Below are 16,710 nucleotides of genomic sequence, written 5' to 3'. Positions count from 1 at the left end.
CTCCCCTTCAAGGGGGAGGGGAGAGAAACCGATGGCCGTACCGAGTCTCGTGGATTATCACGGCGTGGTCAAGGACAAGGTGATCGCCGACATCTACCGCAAGGCGAGAACGCTCTACGGAAGCCATATCGCCATGATCAACTCCACCTACCAGGGCGGCGGCGTGGCCGAACTCATATCGTCGCTGATGCCGCTCATCAACGACATCGGGATCGACGCCGAGTGGAGGCTGCTCCACGGGAACCCCAACTTCTTCACCGTCACGAAGAAGATCCACAACGGTCTGCAGGGTGAGGCGGTGACCGTCTCGGCGGCGGAAAAGCAGCTCTATCTCGCCACCAACGAGAACTTCCCCAGCTACGCCCACCTCGACCACGACGCGATCATCGTCCACGATCCGCAGCCCCTCCCCCTCATCCGCTACCACCGCCGCACGCAGCCCTGGATCTGGCAGTGCCACATCGATCTCACGCACCCCGACGAAGAGATCTGGAAGTTCATCCAGGGCTACGTCCTCCTCTACGACCTGATGGTCGTCTCCGACGAGAAGTACCTGAAAGAGGATCTGCCCGTGGAGCAGCGGATCGTCACTCCGGCGATCGATCCCCTGACGGTGAAGAACCGCGAGATTCCCCACGGGGCGATCCAGAAGTACGTCGAGAGCTACGGCATCCCCACCGACAAGCCGATCCTCACCCAGATCTCGCGGTTCGACAAGTGGAAGGATCCCCTGGGGGTGCTGGACATCTTCGAGGAGGTGCGAACGGAGATCGACTGCCGCCTGGTGCTCTGCGGGTGCATGGCGGCCGACGATCCCGAGGGCTACGGGATCTACGAGAGCGTTGCCAGAAAGGCGAGGGATCTCGCCAGGGAGGGGGACATCATCTTCATCACCTGCGAGAACAACATGCTCGTGAACGTCCTCCAGCGCGTCTCGGACGTGATCCTCCAGAAGTCCCTGCGGGAGGGGTTCGGGCTCACGGTCACCGAGGCGCTCTGGAAGGGCCGCCCGGTCGTCGCATCGAACGTGGGCGGGATCCCGCTCCAGATCACGGACGGCGAGAACGGGTTCCTGGTAGACCCGACGGACACCCGCACGTTCGCCGACCGCATCGTGCAGTTGATGCAGGATCCGGCCATGGCGAACGAGATGGGCAGGAAAGGAAAAGAGACGGTGCGGGAGAAGTTCCTGATCACCCGCATGCTGGGGGATTACCTGGACCTGCTGAACTACATCATGCAGTAGGGAAGGGCGGCACCCCGGGGATCCCTCAGCACCCGAGGAACCCCAGGTGCTCCAGCACCTGCCGGGCGGCTGCCATGCCCCCGTCCAGGTAGACGGCGCCGATCACCGCCTCGATGCACTCGGCGAGCACCCGTCCCGACGTCCAGATGTGCTGCCCCTCCTCCCCTCTGCCCCAGTAGACGTACCGCTCGATGCGGAGGGACTCCGCAACCCTGCGGAGCTGCACCATATTCACGCGGTTCACCTTCTGGTTCGTGATCGCGCCCTTCTCGGTCTCGCCCGACTGCACCAGGCTCTCGATTGTGGCGAGCTCGAAGACCGCGTCTCCCAGGGTTGCCAGGGCGTCCATGTGGTCCGCCGCATCCAGACCCTGCTCCTTCGCGTAGGCGAGGCGGGTGAGCGCCCGCCGCAGCAGGGCAGGATTCCTGAAGGAGTAGCCGATCACCGCTTCGAGTTCTCTCTCCCGTCTCCCGATCTCCGCCACGGGCCGGTCCCCCTGCAGCAGCTGATCTGGACGCCCGTCTATATGAACCGCGTGCCCCGCGAATCGGTCCTGCTGAGGTCAGGCACACTCCGGAATGCAGGGTCCCGGAAGGTCCGCCACCCGCGGACGGGGAACGTTACTCGCACCAGTACGGCGGCGCCCCGAACCAGGTGAACATGCCCTCCAGCCACTCGCGGTCGTAATCCGGCGATTTTTTGGCCTGTTCGTAGGCGGCGCAGGCCGGTCCCCGTCCGGGAATGTCGCGGCCGGTGGACGGGCGCATGGATCGCGGCAACGCCTGGATCTCCGCAGCCTGCTTGGACCGGATCTCTTCCTTGCTCATCCCCCGGTATCTCTCTTCATCCCGCCTCTTCGCCGCTTCCTGCCGCTCCTCCCAGGTCTCTGCGCGGGGCTCGACACGCTCGGCGGGGGCTGCCGCTCTCTCCTCCGGGCGGACTTCGCGTGCGGCCGTATAGTATGCCGCCGTGCGGGTCGGCTCCACCAGCTCCCAGTCGCCGTGCATGGGCCACTCGTCCTCGCGGAACGCGGGGGCATTCTCCAGCTGCTCCCGGTCCATGTTCAGGACAAAGCCCTCCCGCTCCGGCCGGGCTGCCAGAGCCTCCCAGGGGACGGCATAGAGCTTCTCGCCCATCCCGAGCACCCCGCCGAAGGCGAGCACGGCGTAGATGATCCTGCCCGTATTCAGGTCGACCATCAGGTTCTTGATCTCGCCGAGGTCCTCTCCCTGCGGGTTCCGCACCTTCGTGTCCATGGCGTCGTCCGCAGACAGCAGCCTCATGCCTTCCATCCTCCTCGATCTGGCCTCCATCTCTCTCTCACGTCTCCAGTCTCCGTGCCGCGGCGTAAACCCTCCGAGGCAAGGCGGGCTGTAGAGGCACGAGACTATTTATACGTTTCTCCGGCACGGAAGCGGGGAATATGCACGGATTCCGGGGAGAGGGATCGCCGCCGGAGGCGGATTCTCTCCCCCGCGCCTCACCGGAATGGGCGGGATCTTCGCCTGCCGACAGGAAAAGGAGATCCGCGGCGCCGTGCAGGGATCGGGCGGTAAAAAACGCCGTTGACAGGGGCTCTCCGTTCATCCGGGACGAGCGCCCTCCCTTCGGGGTCGTTATTCGCACACGGTCCAGTAAGGGCGGACGCCGAACCAGGCGTACATGCCCTCCAGCCACTCGCGATCGTATTCCGGGGATCTGCGGCCGGCTTCGTAGGTGGGGCATTCGATGTCCCGGCGGGGGGTGTACAGCCCCACGGATTCGCCCATGGGCATCTCCCGTCTCTCCCGGCGTTCCGCCTCTGCCCGCTCCTCCGGATAACGGGCTTCCGCGGGGAGCGGCTCCACGAGCTCCCAGTCGCCGTGCATGGGCCACTCGTCCTCGCGGAACCCCGGAGACTTCTCCAGCAGGTCCCGGTCCGCGTTCAGGATGAAGACCTCCTCGTCAGGTCTCTGGGAAAAGGCCTCCCAGGGGATGGCGAAGAGCTTCTCGCCCACCCCGACCACCCCGCCGAAGGCGAGCACGGCGTAGACGATTCGACCGGCGTTGAGGTCGACCATCAGGTTCTTGATCTCGCCGAGGTCCTCTCCCTGCGGGTTCCGCACCTTGACGCTCATGATGTCCCTCGCGGACAACAGTCGCAGCCCTTCTCCGAACCCCCGGGTTCGCGCCCCGGTCGCTGTTTCCGTTCCTGCATTCGCCATGTATACCATCTCGTTGTCGATTACGCTGCCGCAACCCAATACAGTCCAGGCAGTGGCGGGAAATAGTGAACGATATTATTTAAATGTTGCCTGCACTCCCGCGATCCGAGACATCTGCTCGCTATTCCCGAGGCCTGTGAGCCCCGGGAACGGGCAACAGGGCAGTGATCCGGTGATGGAGAGGCGGAACCCCGTATGGCGAACGCGTATCGGGGATCGCGGAGGCGCCGCCCCTCTCCCCTTCTACTCCTCCCGATAGGGCATCAGGGACCTGGTGTGCTTCCAGTCGCTCCGAAGCGGCCACTCGTCCTCTGATAGCCCTTCCGCCTTCTCCAGGTGCTCCCTCCCGATGTCCAGGATAAACTCCCCCCGCTCCGGGCAGGATGACAGGTTCTCCCAGGGGATGGCGAAGACCTTCTCGCCCACCCCGAGCACCCCGCCGCCGAAGGCGAGCACGATGTACGCAGCCCGCCCGCTCTCGACGTCCACCAGGATGTCCCGGATATGGCCGAGCTCCTCCCCGCTGCGGTTGCGGACGCCGGCACCGAAGATGCTCCCGCTCCTGAGAAGCGTATCCGGGCAATCTCCCTTCGCACCCGCGCGATCGTGCGTATTGCCTTCCGTCGCCACGGCAGATCCATCTCCTTCTCGTTCCTCGCCGAAACGATGACGGATGGACGCACTGCGTATTAACTGTTTACCTGCCGGGCAGCCTCTGCCGAGCCGCACCCTCCCGGGATCCCTCCCTGCACCGCAACGGCAGACAGCCCGGCGGTCGCCCGCGGGCACCCGTCTCCTGCGCTGCCCGGGATCCGGGGGATCGAACGGGAATCGGGACGGTGGATCCCCGGCAGCCGCCCGGCAATCTCCGTGCGTTCGGGAAAGAGCGGAACGCCGGGAAAAGCAGGAAGGATTTATAGGGGGACGTCGAATCCAGCTTCTATGATGATGGCAAACCTACAGGAAAGGGTCCAGACGGGATACCCCGAGCGGATCCGCAGCCTTGAAGTGCGGGTGATGGAGATGGAGGCGGTACTGAAGGGAATCGCCGACGAGATCGGGGATCTCCGGGCTCTCCTGCAGACCTGCGTCTCCCGCGAGAACGAACAGGCGCCCCGCCTGCTGGCCGGGGATCCGCTGGGCGGGCCGCGGCTGCCATCGGCGGAGGGGGAGCATGCAGGGGAGGAGGTGGCGGAGGCCGAGATGATGGCCCTGATCATGCAGCCGGACGGCACCCTGAAACAGGAGCGGCGATACAAATCCGATTACGTGATCACCCGCTGAAATACCTCTTTTCCATCCACCGCTGTTTCGGGCAGCCTGCCGCCCGGGTCCTGCTCCTGATGCGTGGGGCCGAAGAAACGTTGATATACCTGGCAATTCGAGTCTGCTGTATACAGGTGGGGACCCATGGGTATGCTGCCGATCTTCAACAGCGAGCCCGGACCGGCTGCCTGGGTGAGCCGGGGGAACACGCTCCGCAGCCACGGGCGGTTCCGCGAAGCCCTGCGGTGCTACGATCGGGCGATCGATATCGATCCGTCCTGCGCGGATGCCTGGCTTGAGAAGGGGCGTCTGCTGCAGCGGATGGGTCATCCGGACCTCGCACTGCGCAGGTTCGAGAGGGTGCTGGAGATCGATCCCGCCCGCGAGGACGCACGGGCGGATATCGGCAGGATACGGGAGAGTCTGGGAAGATCCGCCCGGACGCCGGCTTGATCCGGCGCGGGGCCGCCGCCTCCTGCGGCCCTGCTGCACCCGCCCGGGCATGCGGGTTGTGCGCCGATGCTACTGCCCCGTATCGGGGATATCCCTGCAGTTAATCTCTCCGGGCCGGTTCCATTGCAGGAAAAGGCCTGATATTCAAGGATATGTTCTATATGATGGTATTTATCGCAATAATTGAATATTTTCTTCTGTATAGTATGCGATCATTTAAAAAGATTTATTAATAAGTTTGGCATTGGTAAACGTGAGGCAGGCGGAGTACCGGGCAGGCTGCAAAGCCGATCTCCGCCGCCCGTAAACGGGGGAGGAGATGGTTCCGGGTCAATCGGAAGAGGGGGCCGATGTGCATGGAATACGATGAGAACGAGTTTCGGGTGCGTCTGGAGCGGGAAGTCGAACGTCTGCGGGAGAGGGCTGAGGCTCTTGAAGGGAGGGACAAGCAGTTCTTCCGGGACATGGCCCACGCCATGGATCTGTACGTGAGGAAACTGGACGGAGCGGCCGATGCCACCCGGGAGCTGGAGGAGATGGAGCGGCAGCAGGCGCTCGTCTCCATCATCGACATTCTGAACGAGATCGACGTGGAACTCAAAGAGCTGAACGACATTCTGGGGGAGGAGGCCAATCAGTTCCGGTTCAGTCTTCACGAGGCCAGCTGCATCGTCGATCGGTTCTTCTACAACTGTCAGATCGCAGAAGATCGCATCAAGAGCGCGAGCCGGAAGAACTTCATCACCCGGAAGCAGGTGAACGAACTGAACGAGCAGCTGAACCGGGCGGTCATGCGCATCGTCGCGATATCCCGGCGCTCGGACGACCTGCTGAAGATGCTGCAGGAGAAGTACGGGGCGGACGTGGCCAGCTGAAGACGATCGCCTCTCCCCCCGTTACGGCGTTTTTCGGCTCTGCCGGAATCCTCGTCGAGATTGGCGGCTCTCCGGCGGTCTCACCAGCGGGCCCCTGCCCCTCCGGCGGCAGAGAGGCTTCTCTCCCCGGTCCGTATCGTTCGGGCCTGTCGCACGATCCCCATGGAGAGAGGGCATCTCCCGCAGGGCTGCGGGGAGGATCCCGATCGCCGGCAGGGTATCCGCGGGATCGGTGCAGGAAAAACACCGCAGGGGTTTTCCACCGGGCCCGTTGTTGCGCATGTGTTCGGATGTGCGGAGAGGGAGACCGACGCCTCGATCCGGGAGGCTCCCCCCTGGAGTTCTGCGTGAGAGCGACGGGAGTGTGCCGGCCCGATCGCCCCCCATCCGATGGATTCGGCACGCAGGCTGCCATCTCCCGATCCGGGCGCCGCATGCATCCCATCCTCCCCCTCCTGCCGGGGCGGAAACAGCCGGGCTGCCGTACAGGGCCAAAAAACGCCACGGCACGGCACGGAGACGGTTTTAGCCCGTGCCGGGGTCATTCATACCTTTTTTATACGCAGACGGCATACCGGTCCTGACATGCGGGCCGGCACCGCAGGAGTAGGTCGTTGCCATGGGGAAGACTCCGGATATCGAATTCCGGCTGGTGAATACCTGGAGCCGTGAGGAGATCGTGGACCTGTACCGCTCTGCGGGGTGGTGGTGCGAGGAGTGGGATCCGGCGGGCGTCCTTCCGGTTATCCGGGGCAGCTACGCATTTGCCGTCGCAGTCGATCGGGCGAGCGGGCGGGCCGTCGGGATGGGGCGGGTGATCTCCGACGGGGTCTCGGACGCCTACATCCAGGACCTCTGCCTGCTCTCCGAATACCGGCGTCTCGGCATCGGATCGGGCATCCTGTCCCTCCTCCTGGATGCCTGCAGACGGGGAGGGATAGAGTGGATCGGCCTCATCGCGGAGAAAGGCACCGAGGGTTTCTACGCCGCGAACGGATTCCGGCGCTGCGAGGGGGATGTCCCCATGCTCTACCGGGGTGGGGAGTGAGGTGCTCTCGCCCGCCGACTTCAGAGAGGTGACCCTGGCGGATCGCGATCTCTTCCGCAGGCACTACGCACGCTTCCCCCAGGAGCACAGCGATAACACGTTCACCAATATGGTGGCCTGGAACGCCTATGCGCACTACCGCTTCGCGCAGGTGCGGGAGAGCATCGTGCTCGCGAGCACCATCGACGGCAGGACCATCTTCCGGGTCCCCATCGGTCCGCCGGACGCGGAGCTGCTGGAGGAGACCATCCGGCTTGCTGTCCGCGAGGGAGGGGACACCCCTCTCGCCATCCTGGACTCCGCCTCGCGGGAGAAGGTCGCCGCGGCGTATCCCGATCTGCCCCTCCACCCGCGGCGGAACTACTTCGAATACGTCTACCGCGCCTCCGACCTGGCGGAGCTCCGCGGGCGGAGGTACCTCAACATCCGCCGTCAGCTGAACCGCTTCCGCAGGCGATGCACCTACGCCGTCGACGCCATGGGCCCGGACGACCTGGCGGACGTGCGGGAGTTCCTGCTGGAGTGGTGCGACTGGCGGGACTGCGAGTCCCATCCCATCCTTGCCCACGAGAAGGAGGCGATCCTCCGCACGCTGGATCACTTCCAGGAACTCGGGATCGAGGGGCGGACGATCCGCGTGGACGGCCGCGTCGCATCGATGGCGCTCTTCGAGCCGCTGAACGAGACCACCGCCGTCGTCCACTTCGAGAAGGGTCTGCCCGACTGCGAGGGGATCTACAAGGCGATGAATGCCGAGACCGCCAGGGTGCTGGCAGAACGCTTCCCGTTCATCAACCGGGAGTCCGATCTCGGGAATGCGGGGCTGCGGGAGTCCAAGATGCGCTACCATCCCCACCACATGGTGGAGGTCTACGTGGCGCAGAGGGAGGATCTGGCACGGCTGCTCCCCGGCTGAGGTCGCAGCCGCACGGGAGCGGGGGGAGGCGTCCGGCGGCGGAAGGATGCGCCCCGGGGATCCCCGCGCCGCCCTCTCCGCCGTGCCGCCCCCGGCGTGTTCGCACCCCATCCCGCGGGTGCGGATCTCCGCAAACCGCCGGAGGGGGCGGAGGGGAATATAATAATTACTATTATATTTCAGCATTGAATATTTTTGGATTTGTATAAATGTGAAAATAATGCGTAAAAATAGAAAAATTCGCAAGTATTTCCAATCTTTCTTCTAACCGAATTATATTTTAATCGTGGACGAAATATAATACATTCCCGAACAGAACCCCCGGAAGGAGAGACGATGAAGCTCGATATTGCGCACAAGACATTCGATATCATCCTATGCAAGAACCGTCTCGACAGGTACAAACTGATCATCCAGCACGACGGAATGAAGCGGCCCGCCTGGTACCAGCTCACCCACTTCACGCTGGACAAGGAGTCCATCAAGCTCAAGACCCTGGAGGCCTTCAGCACCCTGCTCAAAGAGGTGAAGAAGGAGTCCATGGGCATGAAGTCCCGGTGGCTCCAGCTGGACTGGATCGACATCGCCGCCATCGACTCGGTGCTCACCGACTACCTGAACGGCAACAGTCCCGATCAGCCGATCCGGATCAACGGTCAGGAACTCCCGCCGGTGCAGGACCTGGCCCGCGAGTACGAGCAGAAGACCTGGGCGCTCAAGCCCGGCGCCATCTGAACCGATCACACCCCCTTCTCCCGCCCGCCGGCCCGGGGGGTTCGGCCGTGCACTCTTTTCTGCCACCCGCCCATGGCGGAAGCGCCCTGCCGGTGCCACGGCAGCCGCTGCAGACGGCGGCGGGAGCCCGGCAATTCCGGCGAAGCCGGCAGGGTGCGGCTGCAAACCAATGCCTTGAATACGATGGCCCGCCCAACCGGTCACTGAATGGAAGAGTCCGGCGGGCGGGTGCAACCCGACAAGTACCAGAAGTTCAAGAAGGTGGACGGCGAGTCCTACCTCAAAGTGAACCAGTTCCTCCGCAAGCACACCTACATCACGGCCCGCGAGTGGGCGATCGGGCGGCTCTGCGCGGACTTCAAGACCTCGAGCGGCGCGGAGATGACCTACATCGGCCAGCACCTGCCGGAGCTCGTCCCGTTCATGGTCGACACCTACTCCCCGCAGGCCGTGAACCAGGCGAGGTCCGCGTTCAAACGGAAGGTGAAGAAGGCCGGAGCCACCTTCTTCTACGGGGCGATGTGCGGATTCTTCACGGCCGAGGAGCTGGACGACGTGCTCTTCGAGGCGAGCGAGGTGGCGCGGTTCCTGCTGGAGGTGGAGGGGACCACGCTCGATATCGACAGCGAGATCGAGATCGAAGACCGGATCGCCGAGGTCATGCGGAGAGTGGCGGAGGCGTCTGCACGGCTGCGGAAGAAGCAGCCCGAACGGGAGAGCGGCGGGTAGATGCGGATCATCCACGTGGCGGGCACCTCCGGCGCCGGGAAGACCACCTTCATTGTGGACCTGATCCGCCGCCTCGCCCCGATCGGGAAGACAGCCGCGGTGAAGCACCTGGGCCATCACCGCTATGCCCTGGAGGTGGGGAAGGACACCACCCGCTACCACGCGGCGGGGGCGGCGGTCTCGGCGGGCATCGACGCCGAGAAGGCCGTGCTCGTGGCGGCGGATGCGGATCTGGATGCGGTTCTCTCCCAGCTCGCGGATGCGGGCGTCGAGTACGCCATCGTCGAGGGATTCAAGACCCGGGCCTTCCCCAAGATCGTCATCGGGGACCTCGCTGCGGAGAACACGGTTCTCCGCAACCCCGCCGTCGAGGAGGTCGTGGAGGCCCTGCCCCGCTTCCAGGACTACGTCACGCTGCCGGGGCTGGTTGCCGGGCTGCAGCGGGAGCACGGAGCGGACCGCGGCGCCATCGTCACCTATGCAGGGCGGGTGGAGGACGCGGGCGGGCGGGAGGGGGCGAGGGGGCCGCCCCCCGCAGCGATCGCTCTCGCCCTCGAGGAGATCCGCCGCGAGACAGAGGGCATGGCGGGCATCATCGGAGTCCGTCTGCACTGCAGTCCTCCGGGCATCGTCATGATCGCGGTTCTGGCGGAGGATTCGGCGGCCGCGTTCCAGGCTGCGGATGCGGCCCGGGAAAAGCTAATGAGACGGCTGCACCATACGGAATAGGAGCGCGGAGGCGTGCGTGGGCGTGCGGAAGGTTGAGAAGCGGCTGTTCGGCACGAACGGCGTGCGGGGCATCGTCGGGAAGGACATGACGCCGGATCTCGCGCTCCGCATCGGCGCGGCGCTGGGATCCCTGTCGGACGGCGTCATCGGCGTCGGGCGGGACACGCGGACTTCGGGAGAGGCGCTCGCGAGCGCCCTCAAGGGGGGGGTCATGGCGACGGGATGCGACGTGGTCGACCTCGGCATCCTCCCGACGCCGGCCCTCCAGTATCTGATGCGCCAGCAGGGCTACGGGGGCGGGGCGATGATCACCGCCTCCCACAACCCGCCGGAGTACAACGGGGTCAAGGTCATCGATGCGGACGGGACCGAGATGGGGGACGAGAAACTCCTGGCCCTCGAAGAGCGGATCTTCAACCGGGACTTCCGTTCCGCCCCCTGGAACGGTGTGGGGAGCGAGACGTCCGCCCCCCATCTGGTGCAGGACTACGTCCGCGGCGTCGTGGAGCAGTTCCCGGGCCCGATCGGCGGCGGCATGACCGTCGCGGTGGACCCCGGCTCCGGCCCCTCCTGCCTGACGACACCCGCGATCCTCGCCGCCCTGGGCTGCCGGGTCTTCACCATCCACGCCCAGATGGACGGCCGTTTTCCCGGAAGGATGCCGGAACCCTCCGTGGAGGGGCTTGCCGCACTGTCCGAACTGGTCCGGGGCAGCGGGGCGGCATTCGGCGTCGCTCACGACGGGGATGCCGACCGTGCGGTCTTCGTGGACGAGAGCGGGCGGTTCGTGGACGAGATGGACGAGTTCGCCCTCATCGAGCAGTTCATCTGCCGCTCCCGCAAGGGGGTCGTGGTGGCGCCGGTGAGCTGCTCCCGCATGATCGAGGACGTGGCCGAACAGAACGGCTGCCGGATCGAGTACACCCCCGTCGGGAGCGTATACGTGGCGAGGAGAATGCGGGAGCTGGCGGCCGCCGGCGAACCCGTGGTCTTCGGGGGCGAGGGCAACGGCGGGCTGATCTTCCCCTCGTTCCAGTTCTGCCGCGACGGTGCGATGACCGCGGCGATGATGGTGCACCTGCTCGCCCGCGAGGGGCGGCCCCTCTCCTCCCTGGTCGCCCGGCTGCCGCCCCACCACACGATCCAGCGGAAGATCCGCACCCGCACGCCGCTCGAGATCCTGCGGCGGATCGAGAAGGCCTACGCCGGCGATGCCCTGGACTTCACCGACGGCATCCGCATCGTGCGCGACGACGGCTGGGCGCTCGTGCGGGCTTCGGGCACGGAGCCCCTGGTGCGGGTGATCGTGGAGTCCGGCGACGAGGAGAGGGCAAAACGCTTCTACGAAGAGATCATCCGCTGCATCGAACCGGAAACCGGCCAGTTCTGAGATCCAGCCCTTCCCGTCGCATCGCGGGCGATTCACGGAGGCCTCTCGGGCGGGAACGGGCAGGGCTCGCTATTAACGAACGGGGATAGAATATCCAGAAATTTACGCTATTCTCTGGGATATTCAGGCATTTTGTTATGATTTGCCATACTCTCCTCTGGATATTCGAGTTCCCCAATATTTTTCGTAATTAAAAATTTCCAAAATTTTAACGAGTAAAATTTAATGAGAATATTTTAATATGGTATGTGGCTTATATAATAAAATACGGGATGGGATGTACCGTGGCTGTTGACGAGAGTACAATCAACATCAAACAGAAGATCAACCTGGCGCTCTCCCGTCGGGACCGGGACGAGGTGCGGCACCTCATCCGCAACGTCTCCACCATCCAGAGACGCAAGGAGAGAAAGCTCATCCTGGACTCCATCAACAAGACGATCGTCGCCACCATCTTCAAGGAGAAGTCCCCCGAGATGCTGGCGGTCCTGGACGAACTCTCCGACGCCGAGATCGACGAGGTCGCTGTCAGGGCCTCCCGCACGTACGTGGAGACCAAGGACGAGCGCTGGCTCCAGGCGGTCTTCGAGCTCTGCGACAAGCTGAAGCGGAAGAGCTTCCAGAGCAAGGTCCTCGCGACCATCAGCAAGGAGCTGATCGAGGGGGGCGTGAACCACAAGGACGCGGTCCTGATCGAGAAAGGCATGGAAATCGTCCAGCGTATCGGGTTCCGGAAGTACCGCTCCAACATCCTGATCGATATCATTCCCCTGATCATCGTCTGGAGCATCAACGTCAGGGACACACGCCTGCTCTACACCTCGCTCGGCCTGACCGAGCTGATGGGGGACATCTCGAAACGCTCTCTCCTCCACAGCGAACTTGCAAAGGCGATCGCCACGATCGGCATCCTCCGCCAGGATCCCGGCATCGTGGTGGACGCCTTCCGCAGCGCCACGGAGATCAAGCAGAAGATCCGCCGCTTGAACTGCATCGCGAGCATCGCGGAGAAGACCTCGCGCTCGGCGCTCGGAAAACACGTCTCGGACGTCAAATCCGTCCTGGACGATCTGGAGGACGTGCCCGAGCCGCGGCGGGTGGAGATCATCTCGGTGCTGGTCGAGCAGCTGCTCGACCGCCTGCGGGAGAAGCGGCAGATCCACAGCACGCTCCTCAAACTGGAGAAGGACATCCCGCTCTCGGCGCGGTGCATCGTCATCAAGCTGCTGGAGAAGGCGGAGAAGAGCGGCGACCGCTGGTACCTGGAGAAGGCGCTGGAGTTCAACGAGCGCGTGGAGGATCCCGGCTGGCACCCGGTGAAGGAGATCGTGAGCGCCAGCACCGCGGTCGTGGAGCACGTCGGTGACATCACCATCCTCCTGAACGTCGTCCCGATCCTGGAGGAGGCCGCGCGGGAGTCGACCGAGTCCTACCTCTCCCAGTACCTCCTGATCATCAACAGCCTCCTGCGGGGCGGGGAGTTCTACAACGCTCTCGACATCTTCTCACGGATCGGGTCCCCCCACGACCGGACCGGGAAGCACGCCCTCGACACCAGCGTGCGGATCATCAAGGAAGGCGTGCTGAAGTACGAGGTCGATCTCCTGCAGCGCAAGATCATCGACCTCTACGACGCCGACACCCGGGACTCGCTCATCGCCCGTGCGGTCGCCGAGATCTGCAAGGAGTACGACTTCGACCTGGTCGTCTCCCACACCACCGCGATCGAGTCCCTGATCCGCATGCACACCCGTCCGGACGATCTCCTGACGGGCTGCATCCGCATCCTGCTCGAACGGGGTTTCGTCCAGTTCCATGACGCCTCCATCCTGATCACCATGGCCGATCAGATGAGCGACCAGGCGGAGCGGGAGAAGGCGATCTCGTTCATCGTGATCGAGATGGCCAAGATCGCCGTCACCCGCAAGAACCGTGACCTCCTCCAGCGGGCTGTCGGGCTCACCTGCGCGATCGAGGGGCAGCGGTCCCGATCGGAGGCCCTCTGCCGGATCATCGACGAGGCATCCCTCCTGGCCGTGGAGCAGAACGACCTGAACCTCCTGAACCGCATGCGGGTATGGAGCAGCGATCTCCTGGATAAGGACTTCGAGCTCTACGCCTACGAGAGCGTGATCAACGGCATGATCCGCTACGGCATCCACCAGCTCTCCCCCGATGCCCTGAACGAGGCCTACACCCTCACCCAGCAGATCGCGGATCTCTCCCTGCGGCAGCAGCTGCGGGAGAACATCCTCGAGGGGCTGGTGCGGATCGGCTGCCTCCTCTTCGCCGGGCCGAACCCGGAAGCGGAGGATCCGCTCGCCTTTGCACGGCAGCTCGAGCCCTTCGAGCGGGCGGTCCAGCTCCTGAAAGAGCAGAAGAACCGCCACCAGATCGCGCTCAAACTGGCCCGCTACATCGACATCATCCTGGAGTACAAGCAGAACCAGAAGAACCCGAGCTACATCATCCCGCTCGCCCTCTTCATCCTGGAGATCGAGAGCCCGCTCGAGCGGAATGCGATGATCTACCGCGTCGCTTCCAACTTCAAGGACTTCGTGGAGGACATGGACTCGCCCGGGCCGAACGAGGTGATGGTCGATCTGCTGCAGCGCCTGGAGCACGCGAGGACCTCGATGGTGATCCTGGACCTGACCTACCGCTTCCTCTCCCTCACGGGCGACTCCTACCTGAAGCTCTCGCGGATGGCCAATCTGGCCGACTCCTACCTGCGGATCAAGAAGACACGGCGCGCCCAGGAGATCCTGCACCAGGTGCACACTGCCGCGGGTCAGGTGAAGGATATCTACGAACGGGTGCTGATCCTCTCCGACCTCTCCGGGCTTCTCGGGAAGGTGGCCGAAGAGGAGGCCCGCCAGGCCCTGAACGAGGCGCTCGCCCTCCTGCCGCAGGTGGACGAGGAGCGGAGCTCCCAGGTGCGCCGCCAGCTCGTACTCTCCATCGTGAGCATCCAGGCGCTGAACCCGCGGGACGAGAATATCGACCTGATGCTGGATCTCGTCCAGCAGATCCAGGAGCCGATCGAGTACGTGAATGCGCTCGTCGCCATCTTCCCCATCGTGATCCAGAGCGCCAAGGGGAAGGGCATCCTGTCGTCCATCTACCAGGGGATCCTGGACATCCCCCTCCCCTACGACCGTGTATCCATGCTGCTCGACGTGATCCCGCTCGCCGAGACCTACGGCGACAAGGACGACAGCTTGCGCCTGATCGGAGAGGCGGAGAAGGCTGTCGAGGCGATCCAGATCCCCTTCATCTCCTCCATGGTGAAGAAGGGCATCGTGCAGCTCCTGCTGATGCTGCACGCCAAGCGGGGGGACGAGTCCCTGCGGAAGCGGGCGATCCGCGTGGCAGGCAGCATCCCGGACGAGCAGGTGCGGGATACGCTGCTATCCCAGCTCGGGGCCGCCGGGGCGGAGCCTCCCGCCACCAACGCCTGCCGTCTCCTGCGCCAGGCGTACGACAGCGTCGACAAGGGTCTGTTCACGGTCCAGGAGGCCGCGTCCGTCGACCGGGCCATCCGCTCCCTCCCGGACCGTGCGAAGCGGGCCCAGTACGCCGTGGAACTCTCTCTCCTCGCGCGGAAGGCTGCGCAGGACAGAGTGGCCGATCGCCTCCTGCAGTACGCGGTGGAGGAGGCCTCCATCATCCGCCCCCTCTCCCGGCGGGCGTACGTCCTCGGGGACATGGCGCTGCGGGTCTACGCCGGCGACGGGGGGGAGCGGAGCCGGGACATCCTGGGCATGGCGGTGAATGCGGCCATGAGCGTGCGGGAGGACCACCTCCGCGATACGGTATTCGACGAGCTGGACGTGGCGTTGCGGATCATGGTGGAGCGCCTCGTGTGAAGACGGTCGAGATCCTGATCGCCGGACGCGTCCAGAAGGTGGGGTTCCGCTCCTGCATCCGGAGGATGGCGATCAACCTGGGCATCGTGGGGGAGGTGGAGAACCTCCCCGACGGGCGGGTGCGGATCGTGGCACGCGCGGATGCGGCGATTCTCGAGAAGTTCACCTCGATGCTCTACGGCTGCCCGCGGGCGGTCGTCCGCGACGTGGAGATCCTGCCCCATCCCGATGCCGACTTCTCGCAGTTTTCCGTGCAGCGGACGCGGCCTCAGGACGAGATCCGGAACGGTGTGCCGTAGAGCAGGGACTCGCGGAGACTGTTGACGCAGTCGTCGATCTCGTCCTGCCGCACGGATTCGTGCAGCGCTCCGATGAGCCTGCCGGCGAGATCGTGCGAGAGGTGGCAGCGCTTCTCGGTGCACTCGTAGGTGTCGGGATCGAGGCCGTTCCGGGCCATCGCGAAGACGGCCGTATCCACCATCCGGGGTTTCAGGGTCTCGGCGATGTCGTGGATCAGCCCCGCCGCCCCCTCGTGGAGCATCCCGAGGTCCGGGTCGAGGTGGGCGCCGTGCACCGCGACGCTGCAGGCACCGAAGAGGACCGCGTATCCCAGAGAGAGGAGGGCGTTGACCGGATCGCGGTGCGGGCGCTCCGTCCGCCGGCGGAACCCGAGCTCCGGCGGGAGTGTCCGTGCCATGATCTCGTAGTACATGTCCGCCGTGAGCCTGTAGAGCCGCCGCACCTCCTCCATCCGCACCAGGTACTCGAGCTCCTGCTGCGCCTGGTGAAGCAGCAGGGACTCCCCCTCGAAGAGGAGAGGTTCGTTCGCGGCCTCGGCGAGCTGCTCCACGAGCATGATGCGGACCCGGATCGCCGCCGTGGCGATCGCGATCGCGTACTTCCGCCCGGGGGAACTCTGCTGGGCGGAGCGGATCCGCTCCTGGGGGCGCTCCCCGTAGCGGTGGAGCATCCCGAGGGGGGTGCCGTCGGGATCGAAGAAGGTGATGGACGCTCCCCCCTTCAGGAGCGTCGCGATGGCGGCGGAATGGATGGTATGCCCGCCCAGCACCAGCAGGTGCTGCACGGAGCCCAGGGGGTATCGCTCCAGCGTCCCGCCCCGCTGGATGATCAGCTGCGACTGCGTGGTCTTGATATGGGAACCGTAGCCGTGGACGACCAGCCAGGGAGGACGATCCATCGCTGCACACCTCGCCATTCTATCAAGGTATTGGCCTCCGCGTTCACATTAA

17 protein-coding genes are annotated in these 16,710 nt (G+C 64.6%); 12 read left to right on the top strand and 5 right to left on the bottom strand.

The window, feature by feature from the left end; all coding sequences use genetic code 11:
• Positions 1–31 precede the first annotated feature (31 nt).
• Positions 32–1,246, top strand: a complete 1,215-nt coding sequence (locus QMC96_08320) for a glycosyltransferase (protein ID MDI6876759.1) — start codon at positions 32–34, stop codon at positions 1,244–1,246.
• Between the two features lie 25 nt (positions 1,247–1,271).
• Here the strand turns inward: QMC96_08320 and QMC96_08315 are convergent, their stop codons facing one another.
• The 4 genes from QMC96_08315 to QMC96_08300 form a co-directional block, all read right to left on the bottom strand.
• Positions 1,272–1,730, bottom strand: coding sequence for a ribonuclease III domain-containing protein (locus tag QMC96_08315; GenBank protein MDI6876758.1), 459 nt, complete (start codon positions 1,728–1,730; stop codon positions 1,272–1,274).
• Positions 1,731–1,866: 136 nt separating this feature from the next.
• The gene (locus QMC96_08310) at positions 1,867–2,529 is read right to left on the bottom strand and encodes a PRC-barrel domain-containing protein (protein ID MDI6876757.1); all 663 of its coding nucleotides are present in this window, start codon (positions 2,527–2,529) and stop codon (positions 1,867–1,869) included.
• A 333-nt stretch (positions 2,530–2,862) separates the two neighbouring features.
• Entirely contained in the window at positions 2,863–3,450 is a 588-nt protein-coding gene (locus QMC96_08305) for a PRC-barrel domain-containing protein (protein MDI6876756.1), read from the bottom strand.
• A 243-nt stretch (positions 3,451–3,693) separates the two neighbouring features.
• The gene (locus tag QMC96_08300) at positions 3,694–4,080 is read right to left on the bottom strand and encodes a PRC-barrel domain-containing protein (protein ID MDI6876755.1); all 387 of its coding nucleotides are present in this window, start codon (positions 4,078–4,080) and stop codon (positions 3,694–3,696) included.
• A 318-nt stretch (positions 4,081–4,398) separates the two neighbouring features.
• On the opposite strand from QMC96_08300, the gene QMC96_08295 reads away from it, so the two are divergent.
• The 11 genes from QMC96_08295 (at position 4,399) to QMC96_08245 (ending at position 15,759) form a co-directional block, all read left to right on the top strand.
• The gene (locus QMC96_08295; protein MDI6876754.1) at positions 4,399–4,734 is read left to right on the top strand and encodes a hypothetical protein; all 336 of its coding nucleotides are present in this window, start codon (positions 4,399–4,401) and stop codon (positions 4,732–4,734) included.
• Between the two features lie 126 nt (positions 4,735–4,860).
• On the top strand, positions 4,861–5,169 hold the full coding sequence (locus QMC96_08290; protein ID MDI6876753.1) for a tetratricopeptide repeat protein: 309 nt from the start codon (positions 4,861–4,863) through the stop codon (positions 5,167–5,169).
• A gap of 356 nt (positions 5,170–5,525) precedes the next feature.
• Positions 5,526–6,044, top strand: coding sequence for a hypothetical protein (locus QMC96_08285; protein MDI6876752.1), 519 nt, complete (start codon positions 5,526–5,528; stop codon positions 6,042–6,044).
• Positions 6,045–6,663: 619 nt separating this feature from the next.
• On the top strand, positions 6,664–7,092 hold the full coding sequence (locus QMC96_08280; GenBank protein MDI6876751.1) for a GNAT family N-acetyltransferase: 429 nt from the start codon (positions 6,664–6,666) through the stop codon (positions 7,090–7,092).
• A gap of 1 nt (position 7,093) precedes the next feature.
• On the top strand, positions 7,094–8,008 hold the full coding sequence (locus tag QMC96_08275; GenBank protein ID MDI6876750.1) for a phosphatidylglycerol lysyltransferase domain-containing protein: 915 nt from the start codon (positions 7,094–7,096) through the stop codon (positions 8,006–8,008).
• 336 nt (positions 8,009–8,344) lie between these two features.
• Complete coding sequence (locus QMC96_08270) at positions 8,345–8,743, top strand: hypothetical protein (protein ID MDI6876749.1); 399 nt, start codon at positions 8,345–8,347, stop codon at positions 8,741–8,743.
• 207 nt (positions 8,744–8,950) lie between these two features.
• Positions 8,951–9,472, top strand: coding sequence for a DUF5806 family protein (locus QMC96_08265; protein MDI6876748.1), 522 nt, complete (start codon positions 8,951–8,953; stop codon positions 9,470–9,472).
• Positions 9,473–10,201 carry a molybdopterin-guanine dinucleotide biosynthesis protein B gene (gene mobB / locus QMC96_08260; protein ID MDI6876747.1) on the top strand — a complete coding sequence of 243 codons (729 nt, stop codon included), beginning with the start codon at positions 9,473–9,475 and terminating at the stop codon, positions 10,199–10,201.
• A gap of 16 nt (positions 10,202–10,217) precedes the next feature.
• Positions 10,218–11,591 carry a phosphoglucosamine mutase gene (gene glmM / locus QMC96_08255; protein ID MDI6876746.1) on the top strand — a complete coding sequence of 458 codons (1,374 nt, stop codon included), beginning with the start codon at positions 10,218–10,220 and terminating at the stop codon, positions 11,589–11,591.
• Between the two features lie 284 nt (positions 11,592–11,875).
• Positions 11,876–15,460 (top strand): hypothetical protein, encoded by a 3,585-nt coding sequence (locus QMC96_08250; GenBank protein ID MDI6876745.1) that lies wholly within the window; start codon positions 11,876–11,878, stop codon positions 15,458–15,460.
• Positions 15,457–15,759 carry an acylphosphatase gene (locus tag QMC96_08245; protein MDI6876744.1) on the top strand — a complete coding sequence of 101 codons (303 nt, stop codon included), beginning with the start codon at positions 15,457–15,459 and terminating at the stop codon, positions 15,757–15,759. Before QMC96_08250 ends, QMC96_08245 begins: the two co-directional genes overlap by 4 nt.
• On the opposite strand, the gene cas1 is transcribed toward QMC96_08245, so the two are convergent.
• Entirely contained in the window at positions 15,729–16,658 is a 930-nt protein-coding gene (gene cas1, locus QMC96_08240; GenBank protein ID MDI6876743.1) for a CRISPR-associated endonuclease Cas1, read from the bottom strand. The two genes, QMC96_08245 and cas1, sit on opposite strands and share 31 nt — an antisense overlap.
• Positions 16,659–16,710 lie beyond the last annotated feature (52 nt).

The organism is Methanomicrobiales archaeon (assembly GCA_030019205.1).
Lineage (GTDB): Archaea > Halobacteriota > Methanomicrobia > Methanomicrobiales > JACTUA01 > JASEFH01.
The sequence above is the reverse complement of the archived record's forward strand: the minus strand, read 5'-3'. Positions and strand labels throughout refer to the sequence as shown.